This window comes from Pollutimonas subterranea, assembly GCF_002849655.1.
Taxonomy (GTDB): Bacteria; Pseudomonadota; Gammaproteobacteria; order Burkholderiales; family Burkholderiaceae_B; genus Pollutimonas; species Pollutimonas subterranea.
In genome coordinates, this window is sequence record NZ_PDNW01000007.1 from 79,430 (window position 1) to 98,353 (window position 18,924).

Consider the following 18,924-nt stretch of genomic DNA (forward strand, 5'->3'; position numbering starts at 1 on the left):
GCCGCCTTAGTTGATGCGCATGCCCGGCTGGGCGCCTGGCCATGGCTCCAGGATGTAAATGCCGCTGTCGACCTTGTCGTCGTTATGGCTGGCAGCCAGCACCATGCCTTCCGACACACCGAAGCGCATCTTGCGCGGCGCCAGGTTGGCAACCAGGACGGTCAGCTTGCCGATCAGGTCGGCAGGTTGGTAGGCCGTTTTAATGCCCGAGAACACTTGACGATGGCGGCCTTCGCCGGCATCCAGCGTAAGGCACAGCAGTTTGTCGGAGCCTTCCACCGCCTCGCAGTTGACGATATGTGCGATGCGCAGGTCGATCTTGGCGAAATCCTTGATATCGATGATATCGGCAATGGCTTCACCACCCGGAACGACGACAGGTGCCGCCGGCGGCTCGAACAAATCGTCCAGCATCTTGGGTTCGACCCGCTGCATCAGGTGCTTGAACGGCGAAATCTGTCCGGGCAGCTCGCCGGCGTCGGTCCAAAGGTAGCTGTTTTCCGCAGCAAAAAGCTCGCGCGCGACCTTGTCGGTAAGCACCGGCAACACCGGCGTCAGCATCACCGAAAGCGCCTTGAAACCGGCCAGGGCGCGCGAGCATACGTCCTGCAGTGCCGCTTTTAGGTCGGCGTCTGCATTGGCAATGCCTTTTGCCATCACCCAGGGTTGCGCGGCATCGAAGGCTTGGTTGATGTGGTCGGCGTGCGCCATGATGTGGCGGATCGCGCGACCATACTCGCGCAGTTCAAAATCGGCCCGCACTTGCTCGGTGACCTGTTTCAGTTCATTTTGGAGGGCGGGAACATCGCCCAGGTACGCCAGCTTACCGTCGAAATGCTTGCTGATGAAGTTGGCCGCGCGGCTGGCGATATTGACGTACTTGCCGATGAGGTCGCTATTGACACGCGCAATGAAATCGTCGGGATTGAAATCCAGGTCTTCGACGTGTGCGTTGAGCTTGGCGGCAATGTAGTAACGCATCCATTCGGCGTTCATGCCGAGTTCCAGGTAACGCAGCGGCGAAATCCCGGTACCACGGCTTTTTGACATTTTCTCGCCGCTCACGGTGATAAACCCGTGTACATGCAGCCCGTCCGGGGCCTTGCGTCCGGAGAACTTGAGCATGGCCGGCCAGAACAGGGCGTGGAAGTAGACGATGTCCTTGCCGATGAAATGCACTTGCTCGGTGTCGCTCTCCGGGTCCAGCAGTGCGTCGAAATCGATGCCCTGCTGCGTGCAGTAGGCTTTCAGCGAGGCCAGGTAGCCCACCGGCGCGTCCAGCCAGACATAGAAAAACTTGCCGGGCGCATCGGGTATGGGGATGCCAAAGTACGGTTCGTCGCGGGAGATGTCCCAGTCGGCAAGGTTAGCTTCGCTGTCTGCCGTGCCGGTGCCCAGCCATTCGCGTGTCTTGGCCAGCACTTCGGATTGCAGACGCTTGTTGCCGCTGGCATTGCTGCCTGTGGTCCAGGCCTGCAGGAACTCCACGCAGCGCGGATCCGACAGCTTGAAGAAAAAGTGTTCCGACGACTTCAATACCGGAGTGGCATTGGTCAGGGTGGAATAGGGCTTGATCAGTTCGGTGGCGGCGTACACGGCGCCGCACACTTCGCAGGAGTCGCCGTATTGGTCTTTGGCGTGGCAGCGCGGGCATTCGCCCTTGATGTAGCGGTCGGGCAGGAACATGCCTTTGACCGGATCATAGAATTGTTCGATGACCCGGGAATTGATGAAACCGGCCGCTTTCAGGCGCCTGTAGATGTCTTGCGACAGCTCCACGTTCTCGACCGAATCGGTCGAATGCCAGTGATCGAACTTGATATGAAAGCCGTTAAGGTACTGGGGGCGTTCCGCGGCGTAGCGAGCGACAAGCGCCTGGGGCGTGATGCCTTCGCTTTCAGCCTTGAGCATGATGGGCGCGCCATGGGCGTCATCGGCGCCGACGAAGTGCACGGTATGTTGCGACATTCGCATCGACCTCACCCAGATATCGGCCTGGATGTATTCCATGATGTGGCCGATATGAAATGATCCATTGGCGTAGGGCAGGGCGGTAGTGACGAATATCGTGCGCGGCATGTCGAATCGTTATAAAAGACTAAAGAAAACGATTTTAGGGCTTTCGCGCGTATGTTGCTCGAATGGCACTAAAGCCGTCCTGGCGGTCGGGCTAGCCAAGGCGTAATTGTGTGGATTCGTAAGCAATGGTGTGGTGACGGATACCCGGCATGCCTGGATCCCTCGACCAGCCCGGCTTAGCAGGGCGTTACGGAATTTCCCGCATCTCGATATCGGTTACGTCTTTGTTTTTAAAGACGTTATTGGCTTCGCTGGCCTTGCGGCGATCGGCCCAGTAGGCCTTGACGCCAAATGGACGGCCTTTGATACGGGCCACGACATACAGCAGGCCGATTGCAATGGCGGTGGACGCCATGAATACAATCGCCATCGCCATGCCGAAAATGGCCAGGACAAAGAAGAGGATGCCGCGGATAATTTGATTAAATATATTCATCGTAACTATGTAGACCCCTTGCGGGGAAAATAATTCCCTCAATCCGCTATTCTTCAGGCTTCGGTGTAAATTTCCACGTAAGGCTACAACTATGAGCTCGAATCCCGACCAAATAATTGCTGCGCTATCCGAAGTGATAGACCCCAATACAAAGAAAAAGCTGGCGGTCACTTCAAAAAATTGCGAAATCCAGTTTGAGGGCATGGATGCAACTGTCACTGTACCCCTCGGTTATCCATCGCACAATGGGCACGCCGAACTACAGAAACGTATTGAAACCGCTTTGGCCGCAAAAGGCGTAAAGCTCAAGGCCTTGCGCTTTACGACCAAGATTGCCACGCATGCGGTTCAGCCCGGCCTCAAGCCCATGCCGAATGTGCGCAACATCATTGCGGTCGCATCCGGAAAAGGCGGGGTCGGCAAAAGCACGACAGCCGTGAATATTGCCCTTGCCCTGGCAAGCCAGGGTGCCCGCGTGGGTTTGCTGGATGCCGATATTTACGGGCCAAGCGTGCCCATCATGCTGGGTTTGTCCGGCAAACCAAAAAGCCTTGACGGCAAGACCATGGAGCCGCTGGTGGGCCATGGCCTGCAAGCCAATTCAATTGGCTTTCTTATCGATGAAGACTCACCCGCCATATGGCGCGGTCCCATGGTCACGCAGGCGCTCACACAGTTGTTGACACAAAGCAACTGGAACGATCTTGACTATCTGATTGTCGACATGCCACCCGGCACCGGCGATATTGCCCTGACCATGGCGCAGAAGGTGCCGCTTACCGGGGCCATTATCGTGACCACGCCGCAGGATCTCGCACTGGCCGATGCGCGGCGCGGCCTGCGCATGTTCCAGAAGGTGAACGTGCCGGTGCTGGGCGTTGTCGAAAACATGTCTGTGCATATTTGTTCCAATTGTGGTCATGCCGAACCTATATTCGGCGAACACGGGGGTCGAAACATGGCTGCTGAATTCAATCTGCCCTGGTTGGGCGCCTTGCCCTTGCAACTGAGCATCCGCACGCAGACCGATTCCGGAACGCCTAGTGTGGTCGCCGAGCCGCAAGGCGAGCCGGCCCGCGCCTACCATGCCATCGCCACGGCGCTGGCAGCCAACGTCGCGGCATTGCCGCGCGATATGGCTGCCAAGATGCCCGGTGTGGTCGTGCGGAAGGCCTGACTTAATGCGGCGTGGCATTGTCTGCCTGCTCTGGGCGCTTGGCATGGCGCAGGGCGCCCACGCGGCCAAACCAGAGGTTGTCATTGACCCGGGCGGTGTTTCGCCCGCGGCCTTGCAGTCGATCAATGGCGCCATCGAAGCGATTACCCGGCTGGCCGAAGACCAGGACGGCGGCGAAGTGACGCGGCTGCGCCGGCGCGCGCGCGATGCCACCTTGTCGGCGCTTCAAACACAGGGTTACTTCGACCCGAAAGTGACGCTCGAAGTAGGCCAGGATATAGGCGGGGAAACCTGGGACATCATTATCGAACCCGGTGAAGTCTCTATGGTGGACGACGTGCAGCTGGGCTTTAGCGGTCAGATCACGCGCCCCGAGTTCACCGGCCGAGTTGCATCGTTGAAAAAACAATGGCCTCTGGAAAAAGGCATGCCGTTTATCAACCAGGCCTGGAGCAATGCAAAGTCGACCTTGCTGGACGATGTCAGCCGCAAGGACTTCTTCTTCGCGCGCCTGACCAACACGCAGGCCACGATAGACGCCGAAAACGCCCAGGCCGATCTCTTCGTGGAAGTCGAAAGCGGGCCGCGCGTCAGAATGGGCGAGATCACCATGATAGGGCTCAAGCGGGTACCGCCCGAACTGATCAATCGTTATATCCAGTACACGCCGGGCGATCCTTATGACCAGGACAAGCTCGATGAATGGCAACAAGCCTTGCAGTCCACCTCCTTCTTTCGCGGCGCCTTTGTCACGCTGAACCAGGATCAGGCCGCCCAGAAGGTGCTGCCCAATGGCGAAATGGAATTACCCCTGCGGGTCCAGGTGTCCGAGGCTCCCGCACGGCGCGTGACAACATCCATAGGCATAGACAGCGACAACGGCCTGGGCGTGGAAGGCCTGTACCGGCAGAATGTGGTGTTTGGCAAGCCGGTCTGGATAGAGACCGGCCTGGGACTGGACAAGAATCGCCAGCGGTTTTTCTTCGACGTGAACCTGCCGCCTACCAGCAAGGGCTACAAGGATGCCGTCGGCGTGCTGTATGAGCACAGCGATATCGAGGGGCTGGATAACTCGCGCATAGGGCTGGGCTGGAAGCGCCGCCAGGAACGCAAGGCCGCCGGCGATAGCCGGGTTGAATACGAGACCCAGTGGGGGCTCGTTGCCGCCTACGACAATACGGATATCAGCGGCGCGGAAACCTATGAAGTGCCCACAATGGTTGGCACCTGGCAGTGGCTGCGCCGCGATGTCGACGCAAAATACGATCCCCGCGAGGGCAACTTGGTCGATTTTGGCTTGGGCGCCGGTGTGACGTTGGACAAGGGCGAGCCTTTTTACCGCAGTGGCCTGCGCGTGCAGCAGTGGTGGCCCGTCGGGGCACGCGACGTCCTGACTGTGCGCGGCGAGGTCGGCAAGGTATGGTCGCAAACTGATAGGCTGCCCCAGGACTTCGGCTATCGCACGGGCGGTGCGCGATCCATACGCGGTTACCGTTATCAAAGCATAGGCCTGGAGCGCGGCGATGCCATTATCGGCGCGCCTGCGCTGGCCGTCGTCAGCGTGGAGTACACGCACTACTTTACCGAAATGCTGGGCATGAATTTTTTCGTGGATGCCGGCGATGCGGCGGAATCGTTCGGAGAGATGGACGTGGCATTGGGTTATGGCCTGGGACTTGCTGTCAGGACGCCCGCCGGGCCATTTTTTGTTGACGTCGCTTACGGACAGCGCGAGCGCCGCCTGCGTCTGCATTTCTCCCTGGGTATTGCGTTTTGAGCACTGTGTTGCGCTGGTTGCGCGGGATTTTCATCTGGATCGGTCCCATCATCGTCGTGCTGCTGCTAGTGTGCAGCAGCTTTCTGTATTGGGTGCTTGCCACGCCGGCGGGCAGCCGGTGGGCCGTCATCACGGCGGCCGAGCAGCTGGGCGGCCAAGTGGCGGGCGTGTCGGGAAGTATTTGGAACGGCCTTTATGTCGATGACTTCGATGCCGGCTTTCCCGGTGCGAGCGTCAAGCTGGGTCGTTTTCATGTGCAGGCGCGCTGGCCGGAATTGTTGCAGCGTCGTTTGCATGTGCAGGAACTGGCTGCTGAATCTGTCACGATCAACCTCGCGCCCAGCGCCGACGAGACGCCGGGCGAGCCTTTTTCCATGCCGGCCTTGCCCTTCAGCATTGCCATTGATCGTCTGGCTCTGGATGAATTGATCGTTCACCAGAACGGCGACCTCATTCCGATGAGCATTCGTGATCTCGCCACGTCGATCACCCTGGACCAGAATGGCGGGAAGCTGGTCATCGATAGCGTGGAGTTGGGGCACGAGCAGGGGCTCGCCACCTTCAAAGGCGAGCTTGATGTGCTGAGTCTGAGTGATCCATGGCCGAGCCGGGCGCATCTGACGACCCAGGCGGTAGGCCTGACCGCCGATTCGCCACTATGCCTGAATCGTTTCCTGCCCTCCTTGCCGGCGAAGAAAACCGAAGGACAGGCGGGTACCGTGATTGCGCCGGCGCAGGAGGGAGAAAGCGTTCCCTGTTCGCTGGACATCGACACGACGATTGAAGGCAGCATGGAGTCGCTTGGCGTCGTCATCAAGGGCAGCGGCCAAGGAATGAGCCTGGACGCCGATATATCGCTCGCGCCGCGCGCCGCGTTTCCCCTGAAAGGCGGGAAAGTCGCATTGCAGCTGGCAGACGATTCGTCCTTGCATGCCGATCTGGACTGGTCGTCCAGCGTGGCTGGTGACGTAATACTGGACCGCGTGGTGGGTACGCTGCGTACAGAAAAGCTGGATGTGGGTGCGCTTGTCGGCGATTCCATACCGCCGGCCGTCATAACGACTTCAGCCGATTTCGATGTGGCGCTGCGCGGCCACAGTGAGCTGGTGTCGGGCGATGTAGCCTTGAGCTTTGCCGATGGCTCGCACTGGAACAAGCAACCGCTGTCTGGCGAGTTGAAGGGCAAGATGGTCAACGCGGCAACGCCCTCGCCGGTAGCAGCTCCAGCCGCAACCGTGCCGTCGCCCGTCGCGCCGCTATGGCAGTCCCTGCAACTGGCATCGCTGAACATGGATCTGCGCCTGGGCAAGAATCATCTTCGCGCGCAAGGTGGACTTGGCTCGGTCCACACTGATTTGAAGCTGGATTTGGCGGCGCCTGATCTTGCGGCTTTCTGGCCGGGTGTGACGGGTGGCGCAAGCTTGATCGGACAGGTGGCCGGGACGCCCGCGAATCACAGCGCGCAGATTACCGCCCAATACACGCCGGACAAGAGCAAGCCGCAGCAGGTCGGTAGTGCACCAGCCAAGGCAACGATAAAGCTGGAAGGCGCATGGGGAAAAGGGCCTACGGAACAGGACAGCATCCACGGCTGGCGCGGGAAAATATTGGCGCTGGACGTCGATCATGCCGGCTTGGGCCTGCACTCGGACTCGACCACCATTATCAGCTTTTTGCCCGGCCAGGTGGCGCCGGCATGGCAGTGGCAGGTCGGGAGCACCCGTGTGGATGTCCAAATGGGCGCACGTACATTGTTCACATTGAGCCACAAGGGTTCGCGGGGCGGGCCGGGACGCTGGGAAACCGAGGGTGCTATCGCCAGCTTGCCGGTTTCCGCGGCGCTGGTTGAGGAACTGCGCAAGAAGCTGGATGTCGAGGCCAAGGAAGAGGCCGATCGCGGCGGCATCACGATCAAGGCCAACAAGGGCGACGACAAGTCCGAGGTCGTGTTTGCCCTGGACTGGGATCTGAAATTTGCCGGCGCGCTGGAAGGCCGTGCGCACATTGAGCGCGTTTCGGGCGATGTCATGGTTCCCGCCGAGCCGGCATTCCCGCTGGGCCTGCAAGCTTTTTCCCTGGACGTGAATGCCAAGGCCACCAACGGCTCAACCAGCCGTTTGACCGCCGACCTGGATCTGAAGACCGCCCGCATGGGCGAGGTTTCGGCCAGCGCCGAAACCTTGATCCACGCCACGCCCGGCGGCGGCATCGTACTTAACCCCAAGGACGCCAAGACGGTAAAACTCGATGCCAATATCGACGACCTGGGCTGGACCAGTCTTTTCCTGGACGACGCGATGGAGCTGGGCGGGGCCGTGCAGGCAAATGTCGAATTGCAGAGCAAGCCTGACGGTACCTGGAACAGTACTGGAACCATTTCCGGCCAGAAGATACGTCTTGTCCGCATTGATGACGGCATACGGTTGCTGGACGGTACGCTGTCGGCCAGGCTGCAGGACGAGCGGCTGATTCTTGATAGCCTGAACTTTCCGGCGCTGCTGCGGGTCGAGCCTAAAGAATGGCGCACGGCAGAATGGCTGAAGACGAATCCGGATGCCAAAAACGGCAAGTTGACGATTACCGGCGACTGGAACTTGTTCGAGTCCAGCGGAATCATCGACCTGGATCTTTACCGCTATCCGATACTGCAGCGTTCGGACCGCTATGCCATGATCACCGGCAAGTTGCGCCTCGCCATAGAACTGCCCAAGATCGCCATCAATGGCGCCATTACGGCCGATGCCGGCTGGTTCGATCTTGACATGCTGGGCGGCATTCCCACGGTCGACAGCGACGTGGTGGTGATGCGCCCCGGCGACGCCAAGAAAGCGCCCGCCGTGCCCATGGACATTTCCATGGACCTGGATGTCGATCTTGGTCGCCGCTTCTATCTGACTGGCTACGGACTGAATTCCGGATTGATCGGACAGCTGCACATCACGATGAGACAGGGGAAGCTGACCGGTGTTGGCGCCTTGAATACCCGAGGCGGTGCGATTGAAGCCTATGGCCAGCGCTTGCAGCTGCGCCGAGGCACCATCACCTTCCAGGGCGATATCACCAGCCCGGTCCTTGACATCGAGGCCTTGCGCACAGGCCTGGCCGTCGAGGCAGGCGTGCGCGTGGCCGGAACCGCCAAGCGGCCACGCATAGACCTGGTGTCTTATCCGGCAGTCAGCGAAATCGAAAAACTGTCATGGCTGTTGTTGGGCCATGCGGCGGATGAATCGGGTGGGGACATGGCCTTGCTGTTCTCGGTCGGCACCTCTTTCCTGGGCAGCGGCGAGCCGTTTTATCGCAAGTTTGGCATCGACGAGGTAAGCATGAAGTCAGGCCAGCTGGGCAGCGCGGGCAGCATCCTGCCGGCCGAGAGCGTCGTCAGCGGCCTGGATAGCGGCACCAGCGATATCGAACGCAAATTCGTGTCGGTCAGCAAGACGCTGACCAACGGTATTAACTTGAGTATTCAACAGGCGCTGTCCGACACCGGTACGGTCGGACGGGCCACCTACCGCCTGGCGCGCGGGCTTACTGCCGAGCTCAGCGTGGGAACCATAAACGGGCTTGCCCTGGTGTATCGATGGTTCTCGAGGGATTGATTTTGTTTTTTTTCCACTGTGGGCGTGCTGACTGCGTAAGAGCGATAAAATACGCGCCACTTTACTAAGGTCAGGGCTATGAGCATTAAACATGATGGCTGGATCCGGCGCGTTGCCGCCGCCGACGGCATGATTGAACCTTTCGAGCCGGGCCAGGTGCGGTCGGTCAACGGCAACAAGATTGTCAGCTACGGCACCAGCAGCTATGGTTACGACGTACGCTGCGCCGATGAATTCAAGATATTCACGAATATCAACTCGACCATCGTCGACCCCAAGGCGTTCGACGAGAAGTCCTTTGTCGACTTCAAGGGCGACGTATGTATCATTCCGCCGAATTCCTTCGCCCTGGCCCGTACCGTCGAGTACTTCCGGATCCCGCGGAGTATTCTCACCATATGCCTGGGGAAAAGCACATATGCCCGTTGCGGCATCATCGTCAACGTGACGCCTCTGGAACCTGAATGGGAAGGGCACGTCACGCTGGAATTTTCCAATACTACGCCGTTGCCAGCCAAGATCTACGCGGGTGAAGGCTGCGCGCAGATGCTGTTCTTCGAAGGCGACGAAGTTTGTGAAACATCTTACCGTGATCGTGGCGGCAAGTACCAGGGTCAGCGCGGCGTGACCCTGCCTCGCACTTAGCAGGAGCTATTAAATGAAATTCCGATTCCCCATCGTTATCATCGATGAAGACTACCGCTCCGAAAACGCTTCCGGCTTTGGTATCCGCGCCCTCGCGGCCGCCATCGAGAACGAGGGCGTCGAGGTATTGGGCGTTACCAGCTACGGCGACCTCAGTTCGTTTGCGCAACAGCAAAGTCGCGCCAGTGCGTTTATCTTGTCGATCGACGATGAGGAGTTCGACGTCGATTCGCCCGAAGACGTGGCCAATGCCATCAAGAACCTGCGGTCCTTCATCGGCGAACTGCGTTTCCGCAACGAAGACATCCCCATCTACCTATATGGTGAAACGCGTACTTCCCAGCATATCCCCAACGATATCCTGCGCGAATTGCACGGCTTTATTCACATGTTCGAGGACACCCCCGAATTCGTGGCGCGGCACATCATTCGCGAGGCACGCTCCTACCTGGACGGCCTGGCGCCGCCGTTTTTCCGCGAGCTGGTCAAGTACGCATCCGATGGCTCGTATTCCTGGCATTGTCCCGGCCACTCGGGCGGCGTTGCTTTCCTGAAGAGCCCGGTCGGCCAGATGTTTCACCAATTCTTTGGTGAAAACATGTTGCGTGCCGACGTCTGTAATGCGGTCGACGAGCTTGGGCAGTTGCTGGACCACACCGGGCCGATCGCCGAATCGGAATTGAATGCCGCGCGCATATTCCACGCCGACCACTGCTTTTTCGTGACGAACGGTACCTCCACGTCCAATAAAATCGTGTGGCACGCCAATGTGGCGTCCGACGACGTGGTGGTGGTGGATCGCAATTGCCATAAATCCATACTGCACGCCATTACCATGACCGGCGCCATTCCTGTGTTCCTGCGTCCCACGCGCAACCACCTGGGCATCATCGGTCCGATACCACTGGCCGAGTTCGAGCCGGAAAACATCCGCAAGAAGATCGAAGCCAATCCGTTCGCGCGCAATGCCAAGAACAAGAAGCCGCGCATCCTGACACTGACGCAAAGCACTTACGACGGCGTCATCTACAACGTGGAAATGATCAAGGAAAAGCTCGGCTCCGAAATCGATACGCTGCATTTCGATGAAGCCTGGCTGCCGCACGCCTCGTTCCACGAGTTCTACAAAGACATGCACGCCATCGGCGAGAATCGTCCGCTTAGCACGGACGCCATGGTGTTTGCCACGCACTCGACGCACAAGTTGCTGGCCGGCCTGTCACAGGCCTCGCAGATTCTGGTGCAGGACTCCGTCAATCGCAAGCTGGACCGCAATGTGTTCAACGAGGCTTACCTCATGCACACGTCGACGTCGCCGCAATATTCCATTATTGCTTCCTGCGACGTGGCCGCTGCCATGATGGAACCTCCCGGCGGCACTGCGCTGGTGGAAGAAAGCATCTCGGAAGCCCTGGATTTCCGCCGCGCTATGCGCAAGGTGGAGTCCGAATTCGGCAAGAACGACTGGTGGTTCAAGGTCTGGGGGCCGAATCGCTTGGTGGCGGATGGCATAGGCCATCGCGATGATTGGCTCCTGGTGTCGAACGACGAATGGCACGGCTTCGGCGACCTGGCCGAAGACTTCAATATGCTGGACCCGATCAAGGCCACGGTGGTGACGCCGGGGCTCGATATTTCGGGCACCTTTGCCGAGACGGGCGTGCCGGCGGCACTGGTTTCTAAGTACCTGGCCGAACATGGCGTGGTCATCGAAAAGACGGGGCTGTATTCCTTCTTCATCCTGTTTACCATAGGCATCACCAAGGGCCGCTGGAATACGCTGGTGACCGCGCTGCAACAGTTCAAGGACGATTACGACTTGAATAGGCCGCTTTGGCGCATATTGCCCGATTTCTGCAAGCAGCACCGCATGTACGAAAAAATGGGCATGGGCGACTTGTGCCAGCAGATCCATGAAACCTATCGCAAGTACGACCTCGCTCGCCTGACGACCGAGGTTTACCTTAGCGATATGGTTCCGGCCATGAAGCCGTCCGACGCGTACGCCAAGATGGCCCACCGCGAGGCCGAGCGGGTTTCCATCGACGACCTGGAGGGTCGCGTCACCGGTGTGCTGCTTACGCCGTATCCGCCCGGCATTCCCTTGTTGATTCCGGGCGAACGCTTCAATAAGCGTATCGTGAATTACCTGCAGTTTGCGCGCGAATTCAACGCCAAGTTCCCCGGCTTTGAAACCTATGTTCATGGCTTGGCGCACGATATCGACGCCGATGGCAAGGAAAGGTATTACGTCGACTGCATCAAAGAAGAAGAATAGCGCGCGTGACCAGTCGTTTTGATGTGGCCGTGATCGGTGCGGGGGCGGCGGGCATGATGGCCGCCGCCGTGGCCGGCCAGCGCGGCCAGCGCGTGGTATTGATTGATCATGCCTCCAAGCTGGCCGAGAAAATTCGCATCTCGGGCGGTGGACGCTGCAACTTCACCAATATCGGCACCACGCCCGCCAACTTCCTGTCGCAGAATCCCAATTTCTGCCGCTCGGCGCTGGCGGCCTACACGCCGCGCGATTTCATCGACCTGGTCGAGAAACACGGCATACGCTGGCATGAGAAACATCGAGGGCAACTGTTCTGCGATGAGTCCAGCGAAGATATCATCGCCATGCTCAAGCGCGAGTGCGATGAAGGCCGCGTGGCATGGCGCATGCCTTGTTCGGTCAATGAGATTGCGCAGGACCAGGGTGGCTTCATGCTGCGCACCAGCCTGGGCGCAATATCGGCGCGCCAGCTGGTCATGGCGACGGGCGGCATGGCCATTCCTCAATTGGGCGCGACGGACTTCGCCCTGGGCATAGCCCGTCAGTTCGGCCTGAAGGTGGTAGAACCCCGACCGGCGTTGGTGCCGCTGACTTTCGACGCCCAGCAGTGGCAGCCATTTGCCGCACTCAGCGGCTTGGCGCTGGAGGTCATCGTGAAAAATGACGTCGGCACACGCAAGAAGCCTGCTGCGGGTAAAGCACGGCAAACGGAATTCCTGGAAGACCTGCTGTTCACGCACCGGGGCCTGTCCGGCCCGGCCATCCTGCAGATATCCAGTTTCTGGAATCCCGGGGAACCCATACACGTGGATCTGGCACCGCATCAGGACCTGGAGTCCGATCTGTTGGACGTCAAGTCCGGCAATCGCCAGCAACTGAGTACGGTGCTGGCGGGCTTATGGCCCAAGCGCCTTGCGGATCAGTGGCTGGCCAATATCGAAGGCATGGGCGACGACCCTGGCGCCATGCGCCTGGCCGATACGCCGGACAAGATGCTGCGGCATCTGGCACAGCAGATCCATTCGTGGTCGTTGGTGCCCAATGGCACCGCCGGCTATAAAAAGGCCGAGGTCATGCGCGGCGGCGTGGACACGCGCGCCTTGAACCAGAAAAGCATGGAAGTCACCGCCGTGCCCGGCCTGTATTTCGTGGGCGAGGCGGTGGACGTAACTGGCTGGCTGGGCGGCTACAACTTCCAATGGGCATGGGCATCGGGGGTAGCGTGTGGGCGGGCCGTCTCCGGCTAACCTGGTTGACCAGCGCGCGCCTCGGCAAGGGCGATGGTCAGGTGCTGGACTTTCTTTTTCAGCTGATCGCGCTCTTCCATCAGCGCGGCAAGCAATTGATTCAGCCGATGGATTTCGGCCTCCTCGGGTGTTGCGTCGATGGGCGCTTCTTCGACTAGCGGCCTGGGCTTGGATGCCAGGCGCGACTCGCGGACCTGGCGGGCCGCCTCGCGCAGCTCTTTTTTGCCTCCTGCAACGGCTGCCACTTGCTTCTCGCTGGGCAGGGAAGCCACCGCCGCGGCGGCGTTGATGGACACCACGCCCGATTTCACGGCACTGACCAGCTCGGGAGCCGCCGTTTTCTGGATTTTTTCAATCTGGCCAAGTGTTGCGCTGCTCACCCTTGCTGCCCGTGCGACGGCTTCGCGGGTCCAGGGCGGTTCTGGTTGCGATGGATGCGCGGCTTCCGGTGCGCCCGCCAGTTCCGCAGCGGCCTGTTCGGCCTGTTCCTGCGCCAGGCGCGCCGATACGATTTCTTTCTTGCGTAGCGCGAGTACGCCTCGCTGGAAATCCGATACGCTGCGCCGCCCCAGATGATTGTCTATCATCCACAGGTGGACGTCGTCCATGGACTTGAATGTGGTGTTCTGGATGGTGTTGAACGCAATGCCATGCTTCTGGCAGATGCCATAGCGATTGTGTCCGTCCACCAGGACATCGCCCCACAACACCAGCGCATCGCGGCACCCTTCGGCAAGCAGGCTGCGCTCCAGCGCAGCGTATTCGTCGGAGGTGAGTGGGTCGATATAGGCCCGTAGGCTTTCGTTGATGGTAATGGTCATGTTCGGGTGAAAGATAACGATAGCGAAACAGTGTACACAGGCGCCAACTTTCCGTTTGTCGTTCTTGCGCTTTCGCGTTATGCTTTGCGACTGCTGTCATTACACAGAGTGGGAGAGTGCCGGGTTTCCGGCCACCGAAGGCGCAATTCGCCCAGAATCGCTCAGGTACCCTGTACCGCTCTTGTATTGTCTGGTTCTTGAAACATACAAGGCAGCACTCTGGAGAGACTCGCGCTGCCACTATGGCACCGCTGCGGGCGCCGAAGGTGAACTCCCTGTACAAGGGCTAACTCTCAGGCAAAAGGACAGAAGGGCGGTGGTGGCCACATACCGGTGGCCTGCGTCGTTCCTTTTTCTGTTCTGCCTGGAGTCCTCATGTCGCCCGCCCTGAAGCATACCCCCCTGCACGCCGTCCATATTCAGTCCGGCGCCAAAATGGTCGATTTCGGCGGATGGGACATGCCCGTCGCCTATGGCTCGCAACTGGAAGAACATCATTCCGTGCGCCAGGATGCCGGCATGTTCGACGTTTCGCACATGCTGAATGTCGACGTTGGCGGCCCCGATGCCGAAGCCTTCCTGAAGCGCCTGCTGGCCAACGACGTCAGCAAACTGACGATACCCGGCAAAGCGCTCTATTCGTGCATGCTTAATCCACAAGGCGGCGTCATCGACGACCTGATCGTCTACTTCTTCAGTGCCGACCAATGGCGCGTGGTGGTCAACGCCGGCACGGCCGACAACGATATCGCCTGGATGCAGGAACAGGCACAGGCCGGAAACTTTGACGTCAGTATCACGCCGCGCCGCGACCTTGCCATGGTCGCCATCCAGGGGCCCAATGCTCGCAACAAGGTATGGGCCGCACGTCCGGCCTGGGAAGCGGACACATACGCATTGGCCGCCTTTACGGGGGCATTCGTCGACGATGACATCCTGGTTGCCCGTACCGGCTACACCGGTGAGGACGGCTTTGAAGTCGTGTTGCCTGCCGAGCAGGTTGAAGCCTTCTGGCGTGACCTGCAAGAGAACGGGGTGCGCCCCTGCGGACTGGGTGCGCGCGACACATTACGCCTGGAAGCCGGCATGAACCTGTATGGCCAGGACATGAACGAACAGGTCACCCCGCTGGTATCGGCATTGGGCTGGACCGTTGCACTCAAAGATCCCGAACGCCAGTTCATTGGGCGCGAAGCGCTTGAATCTGCTGCTGTCGACCGCACTCTGGTCGGACTCAAGCTGCTTGAGCGCGGCGTAATGCGCAGCCACATGAAGGTGCGCACGCAGCAGGGTGAAGGCGAGGTCACCAGCGGATCCATGTCGCCGACGATAGGCGTCTCCATCGGCATGGCCCGGGTTCCCCTCGGTGTCAAGCCCGGTGACCCGGTCCAGGTGGAAATCCGTGGCAAATGGCTGCCGGCGGAAATCGTGAAAATGCCATTTGTGCGCAATGGCCAAATTGTTGCCTAATACAGCTTCCAACAACGAACATTTTTTCTTTATACGGGGTTAATCATGAATCTTCCAAGCGATCGCAAATATACGTCCTCGCACGAGTGGGTAAAAGTCGATGGCGACGTGCTGGCCGTCGGCATTACCGATAACGCCCAGGAACAATTGGGCGACCTGGTGTTTGTGGGCGATGTGAACCCCGGCACCGCGCTGACCCAAGGTGAAACCGCCGGCGTCGTCGAATCGGTCAAGGCGGCCTCCGACATCTACGCCCCTGTCGACGGCGAAATCGTTGCCTACAACGAAGCCCTTGCCGATCAGCCCAACCTGATCAATGACGCTGCCTTCGACACCTGGATCTTCAAGATCAAGCCCAACGACATGGCCGATTTCGACGGCCTGCTCGATGCCGATGGCTACCAGGCCATTGCCGACAACGGCTGATTCCATTAACGCATTTGCGGCACACCCGTACTGTTAGGTTGATTTATGTTGCGTGAACTAGACCCCCATACTGATTTTATTCCCCGCCACATCGGGCCTGCTGCGGCCGACCAGGCAAAAATGCTGTCCGTCATCGGGGTTGCCGACCTGCATGCCCTGGTGCAGGAAGTCGTGCCGCCCAGCATCCTGAAACGCGGGGCGTTGAAACTGCCCGCATCCCGCAGCGAAGCCGACGCCTTGGCCGAGCTCAAGGAAATTGCCGGGCGCAATCAGGTTTTCCGCAACTATATCGGCCAGGGCTACTACGGCACGCACGTGCCCAATGTCATCCTGCGCAACATCTTCGAGAATCCGGCCTGGTACACGGCTTACACGCCGTACCAGCCCGAGATCTCGCAGGGCCGCCTTGAGGCCCTGCTCAACTACCAGACCATGGTCGCCGATCTTACCGGCCTTGATATCTCCAATGCGTCGCTGCTGGACGAAGGCACCGCGGCGGCAGAGGCCATGGGGCTTGCGCGGCGCGGCTCGCGATCCAAAAGCAATGTGTTCTTTGCTTCTGTGCACTGCCATCCTCAAACGCTGGAAGTCCTGCGCACGCGCGCAATTGGTCTCGATATCAGTGTCGTCGTGGGCGACGAAGCGCAGGGGCTGCCCGACTGCTTCGGCGTCTTGCTGCAGTATCCGCACAGCCTGGGCGGCATCGGCGACTACCGGGCATTGACCGAAACAGCCCATGCCCAAGGGGCAGTCGTGGCCGTAGCAACTGACCTGCTTGCACTGGCGCTGCTGACGCCCCCCGGTGAGTGGGGCGCCGATATCGCCATCGGGTCGGCGCAACGCTTCGGCGTGCCGCTGGGCTTTGGCGGCCCGCACGCCGGTTTCATGGCCTGCAAAGATTCCTTCAAACGCAATATGCCTGGCCGTCTGGTGGGCGTGTCCAAAGACAGTCAGGGGGCTCCGGCGCTGCGCCTTGCCCTGCAAACGCGCGAGCAGCATATCCGGCGCGAAAAAGCCACCTCGAATATTTGCACCGCGCAAGTTTTGCTGGCGGTCATGGCCGGCATGTATGCCGTATGGCACGGTCCCGCCGGCTTGAAGCGTATCGCCGAACGCGTCGCCTACCTTACCGCTTTCCTTGGCAAGTCGCTGGGCGACCTGGGCATCGGCATCGCGAACACATCATATTTCGACACCTTGTTGCTCGACACGGGCACCCACACGGCGGCTATCGTCAAGGCCGCACAAGCCGCGTCCATCAACCTGCGCCAGGTCAGCGCCACAAGCCTGGCCGTATCGCTGGATGAAACCGTTACCGTCGCCGACGTGCATGGCCTGCTTCAGGTGTTCGCCGCCGGCGTGGGCAAGTCCTGGGATGCCGCTGGTAACCATGAGCTGCCCGCAAGCCATGGTGTTCCGGCAGCGCTGTTGCGCACTTCGCCCGTCCTGTCGCATCCCGTGTTTTCACGTGTGCGCTCCGAGACCGACATGCTGCGCTATCTGCGCGGGCTGGCCGACAAGGATCTTGCACTGGATCGCACCATGATCCCCTTGGGATCGTGCACCATGAAGCTCAACGCCACGGCCGAGATGATCCCGGTCACCTGGCCGGAATTCAGCAACATGCATCCCTTTGCTCCGGCCTCGCAAAGCCAGGGCTATAAGGAGCTTATCGATCGCCTTTCGGCCTCGCTGTGCGAGATCACGGGCTACGACTCGATCAGCCTGCAGCCCAACTCCGGTGCACAGGGCGAATTCGCCGGTCTGCTGGCCATACGTGGCTACCATCAGGCCAATGGCCAGCATCAGCGCGACGTCTGCCTGATTCCCGCCTCCGCCCATGGCACCAATCCCGCTTCGGCACAAATGGCCGGCATGGAAGTCGTGGTGGTGGCGTCCGACGAAAATGGCAACGTCGACGTGGCCGACCTGAAGGCAAAGATTGCCAAGGTGGGCGATCGCCTGGCGGCCTTGATGATCACCTATCCGTCCACGCACGGGGTCTTCGAGCTAGCAATCACCGAGATTTGCGAGCTGGTGCACGAGGCAGGCGGCCAGGTGTACCTGGATGGCGCGAACATGAATGCCATGGTGGGCCTGGCCCAACCGGGCAAGTTCGGCTCCGATGTTTCGCACCTTAACCTGCACAAGACCTTCTGCATTCCCCACGGAGGTGGTGGGCCGGGCGTAGGTCCGGTAGCGGTTCGCTCGCACCTGGCGCCCTACCTGCCCGGCATTCTCGACGAAGCCGGCCAGCTGCCGTCCGGTACGGCAGTGGGTCCGGTATCGGCGGCGCCTTATGGTTCGGCCAGCATTCTGCCTATTCCCTACCTGTACATCACGCTGATGGGATCGGAAGGTTTGCTGGAAGCCACCGAGGTGGCCATCCTGAACGCCAACTACATCGCGGCAAGACTGCAGAAGCATTACCCGATCCTCTACGCCGGCCGCAATGGCCGGGTGGCGCACGAATGCATCCTGGACATACGGCCCATCAAGGACAGCTGCGGGATTTCCGCTGAGGACATCGCCAAGCGCCTGGTCGACTACGGCTTCCATGCGCCCACCATGAGCTTCCCGGTCGCGGGAACACTGATGGTCGAGCCTACTGAATCCGAAGGCCTGGCCGAGCTCGATCGTTTCATCGACGCCATGATAGCCATTCGCGGCGAAATCGAAGCCGTGGAGAAGGGCCTCAGCGACGCCGAGGACAACGTGTTGAAGAACGCGCCGCACACCGCGCAGATGCTGATGGTCACCGAATGGCACCACGACTACACGCGCGAGCAGGCGGCCTATCCACTGGCCAGCTTGCGGGCCGGCAAGTATTGGCCGCCGGTCGCGCGCGTGGACAACGCCTATGGCGATCGCAACCTTGTATGTTCTTGCCCGCCGCTGGAAGACTACATTGAAGACGGGGCGGCGACGGAGCCGTCGGCTGCGTAATAAAGTGCAGGTACAGATCTCGC

The 18,924-nt window shown here is 59.9% G+C and carries 12 protein-coding genes and 2 riboswitches; of the genes, 9 read left to right on the forward strand and 3 right to left on the reverse strand.

All coding sequences use genetic code 11. The features are described from left to right. Positions 1–6: 6 nt before the first annotated feature. A complete protein-coding gene (gene metG / locus CR159_RS10140) occupies positions 7–2,079 on the reverse strand; it encodes a methionine--tRNA ligase (RefSeq protein WP_102073839.1) in 2,073 nt (690 codons plus the stop codon). A gap of 187 nt (positions 2,080–2,266) precedes the next feature. Beyond that, positions 2,267–2,515 (reverse strand): hypothetical protein, encoded by a 249-nt coding sequence (locus CR159_RS10145; RefSeq protein WP_102073840.1) that lies wholly within the window; start codon positions 2,513–2,515, stop codon positions 2,267–2,269. A gap of 91 nt (positions 2,516–2,606) precedes the next feature. On the opposite strand from CR159_RS10145, the gene apbC reads away from it, so the two are divergent. The 6 genes from apbC (at position 2,607) to CR159_RS10175 (ending at position 13,238) form a co-directional block, all read left to right on the forward strand. After that, complete coding sequence (apbC, locus tag CR159_RS10150; RefSeq protein ID WP_102073841.1) at positions 2,607–3,692, forward strand: iron-sulfur cluster carrier protein ApbC; 1,086 nt, start codon at positions 2,607–2,609, stop codon at positions 3,690–3,692. Positions 3,693–3,696: 4 nt separating this feature from the next. After that, the gene (locus tag CR159_RS10155) at positions 3,697–5,469 is read left to right on the forward strand and encodes an autotransporter assembly complex protein TamA (RefSeq protein WP_102073842.1); all 1,773 of its coding nucleotides are present in this window, start codon (positions 3,697–3,699) and stop codon (positions 5,467–5,469) included. Positions 5,470–5,474: 5 nt separating this feature from the next. Next, entirely contained in the window at positions 5,475–9,068 is a 3,594-nt protein-coding gene (locus tag CR159_RS10160) for a translocation/assembly module TamB domain-containing protein (RefSeq protein ID WP_233208258.1), read from the forward strand. 78 nt (positions 9,069–9,146) lie between these two features. After that, positions 9,147–9,713, forward strand: coding sequence for a dCTP deaminase (gene dcd, locus CR159_RS10165; protein WP_102073843.1), 567 nt, complete (start codon positions 9,147–9,149; stop codon positions 9,711–9,713). Positions 9,714–9,726: 13 nt separating this feature from the next. Continuing rightward, positions 9,727–11,991: an arginine/lysine/ornithine decarboxylase gene (locus CR159_RS10170; RefSeq protein WP_102073844.1), complete on the forward strand. Its 2,265-nt coding sequence runs from the start codon at positions 9,727–9,729 to the stop codon at positions 11,989–11,991. 5 nt (positions 11,992–11,996) lie between these two features. Then, complete coding sequence (locus CR159_RS10175) at positions 11,997–13,238, forward strand: BaiN/RdsA family NAD(P)/FAD-dependent oxidoreductase (RefSeq protein ID WP_199173283.1); 1,242 nt, start codon at positions 11,997–11,999, stop codon at positions 13,236–13,238. On the opposite strand, the gene CR159_RS10180 is transcribed toward CR159_RS10175, so the two are convergent. Next, a complete protein-coding gene (locus tag CR159_RS10180; protein WP_102073845.1) occupies positions 13,235–14,059 on the reverse strand; it encodes a ParB N-terminal domain-containing protein in 825 nt (274 codons plus the stop codon). The two genes, CR159_RS10175 and CR159_RS10180, sit on opposite strands and share 4 nt — an antisense overlap. 99 nt (positions 14,060–14,158) lie before the next feature. Beyond that, positions 14,159–14,247: riboswitch (glycine riboswitch) on the forward strand. Positions 14,248–14,268: 21 nt separating this feature from the next. Next, positions 14,269–14,378, forward strand: a riboswitch (glycine riboswitch). A gap of 56 nt (positions 14,379–14,434) precedes the next feature. Between CR159_RS10180 and gcvT the strand changes: the two genes are divergently transcribed. The 3 genes from gcvT to gcvP are packed head-to-tail and all read left to right on the forward strand — an operon-like array spanning position 14,435 to position 18,901. Further along, positions 14,435–15,529 carry a glycine cleavage system aminomethyltransferase GcvT gene (gene gcvT, locus CR159_RS10185; protein WP_102073846.1) on the forward strand — a complete coding sequence of 365 codons (1,095 nt, stop codon included), beginning with the start codon at positions 14,435–14,437 and terminating at the stop codon, positions 15,527–15,529. 45 nt (positions 15,530–15,574) lie between these two features. Next, entirely contained in the window at positions 15,575–15,955 is a 381-nt protein-coding gene (gene gcvH / locus CR159_RS10190) for a glycine cleavage system protein GcvH (RefSeq protein WP_102073847.1), read from the forward strand. 45 nt (positions 15,956–16,000) lie between these two features. After that, positions 16,001–18,901, forward strand: coding sequence for an aminomethyl-transferring glycine dehydrogenase (gene gcvP / locus CR159_RS10195; RefSeq protein WP_102073848.1), 2,901 nt, complete (start codon positions 16,001–16,003; stop codon positions 18,899–18,901). Positions 18,902–18,924: the final 23 nt, after the last annotated feature.

Bases quoted from the DNA above. Each gene is read 5' to 3' on its own strand.
- metG (WP_102073839.1), bottom strand. From the start codon at position 2,079: ATGCCGCGCACGATATTCGTCACTACCGCCCTGCCCTACGCCAATGGA.
- CR159_RS10145 (WP_102073840.1), bottom strand. From the start codon at position 2,515: ATGAATATATTTAATCAAATTATCCGCGGCATCCTCTTCTTTGTCCTG.
- apbC (WP_102073841.1), top strand. From the start codon at position 2,607: ATGAGCTCGAATCCCGACCAAATAATTGCTGCGCTATCCGAAGTGATA.
- CR159_RS10155 (WP_102073842.1), top strand. From the start codon at position 3,697: ATGCGGCGTGGCATTGTCTGCCTGCTCTGGGCGCTTGGCATGGCGCAG.
- dcd (WP_102073843.1), top strand. From the start codon at position 9,147: ATGAGCATTAAACATGATGGCTGGATCCGGCGCGTTGCCGCCGCCGAC.
- CR159_RS10170 (WP_102073844.1), top strand. From the start codon at position 9,727: ATGAAATTCCGATTCCCCATCGTTATCATCGATGAAGACTACCGCTCC.
- CR159_RS10180 (WP_102073845.1), bottom strand. From the start codon at position 14,059: ATGACCATTACCATCAACGAAAGCCTACGGGCCTATATCGACCCACTC.
- gcvT (WP_102073846.1), top strand. From the start codon at position 14,435: ATGTCGCCCGCCCTGAAGCATACCCCCCTGCACGCCGTCCATATTCAG.
- gcvH (WP_102073847.1), top strand. From the start codon at position 15,575: ATGAATCTTCCAAGCGATCGCAAATATACGTCCTCGCACGAGTGGGTA.
- gcvP (WP_102073848.1), top strand. From the start codon at position 16,001: ATGTTGCGTGAACTAGACCCCCATACTGATTTTATTCCCCGCCACATC.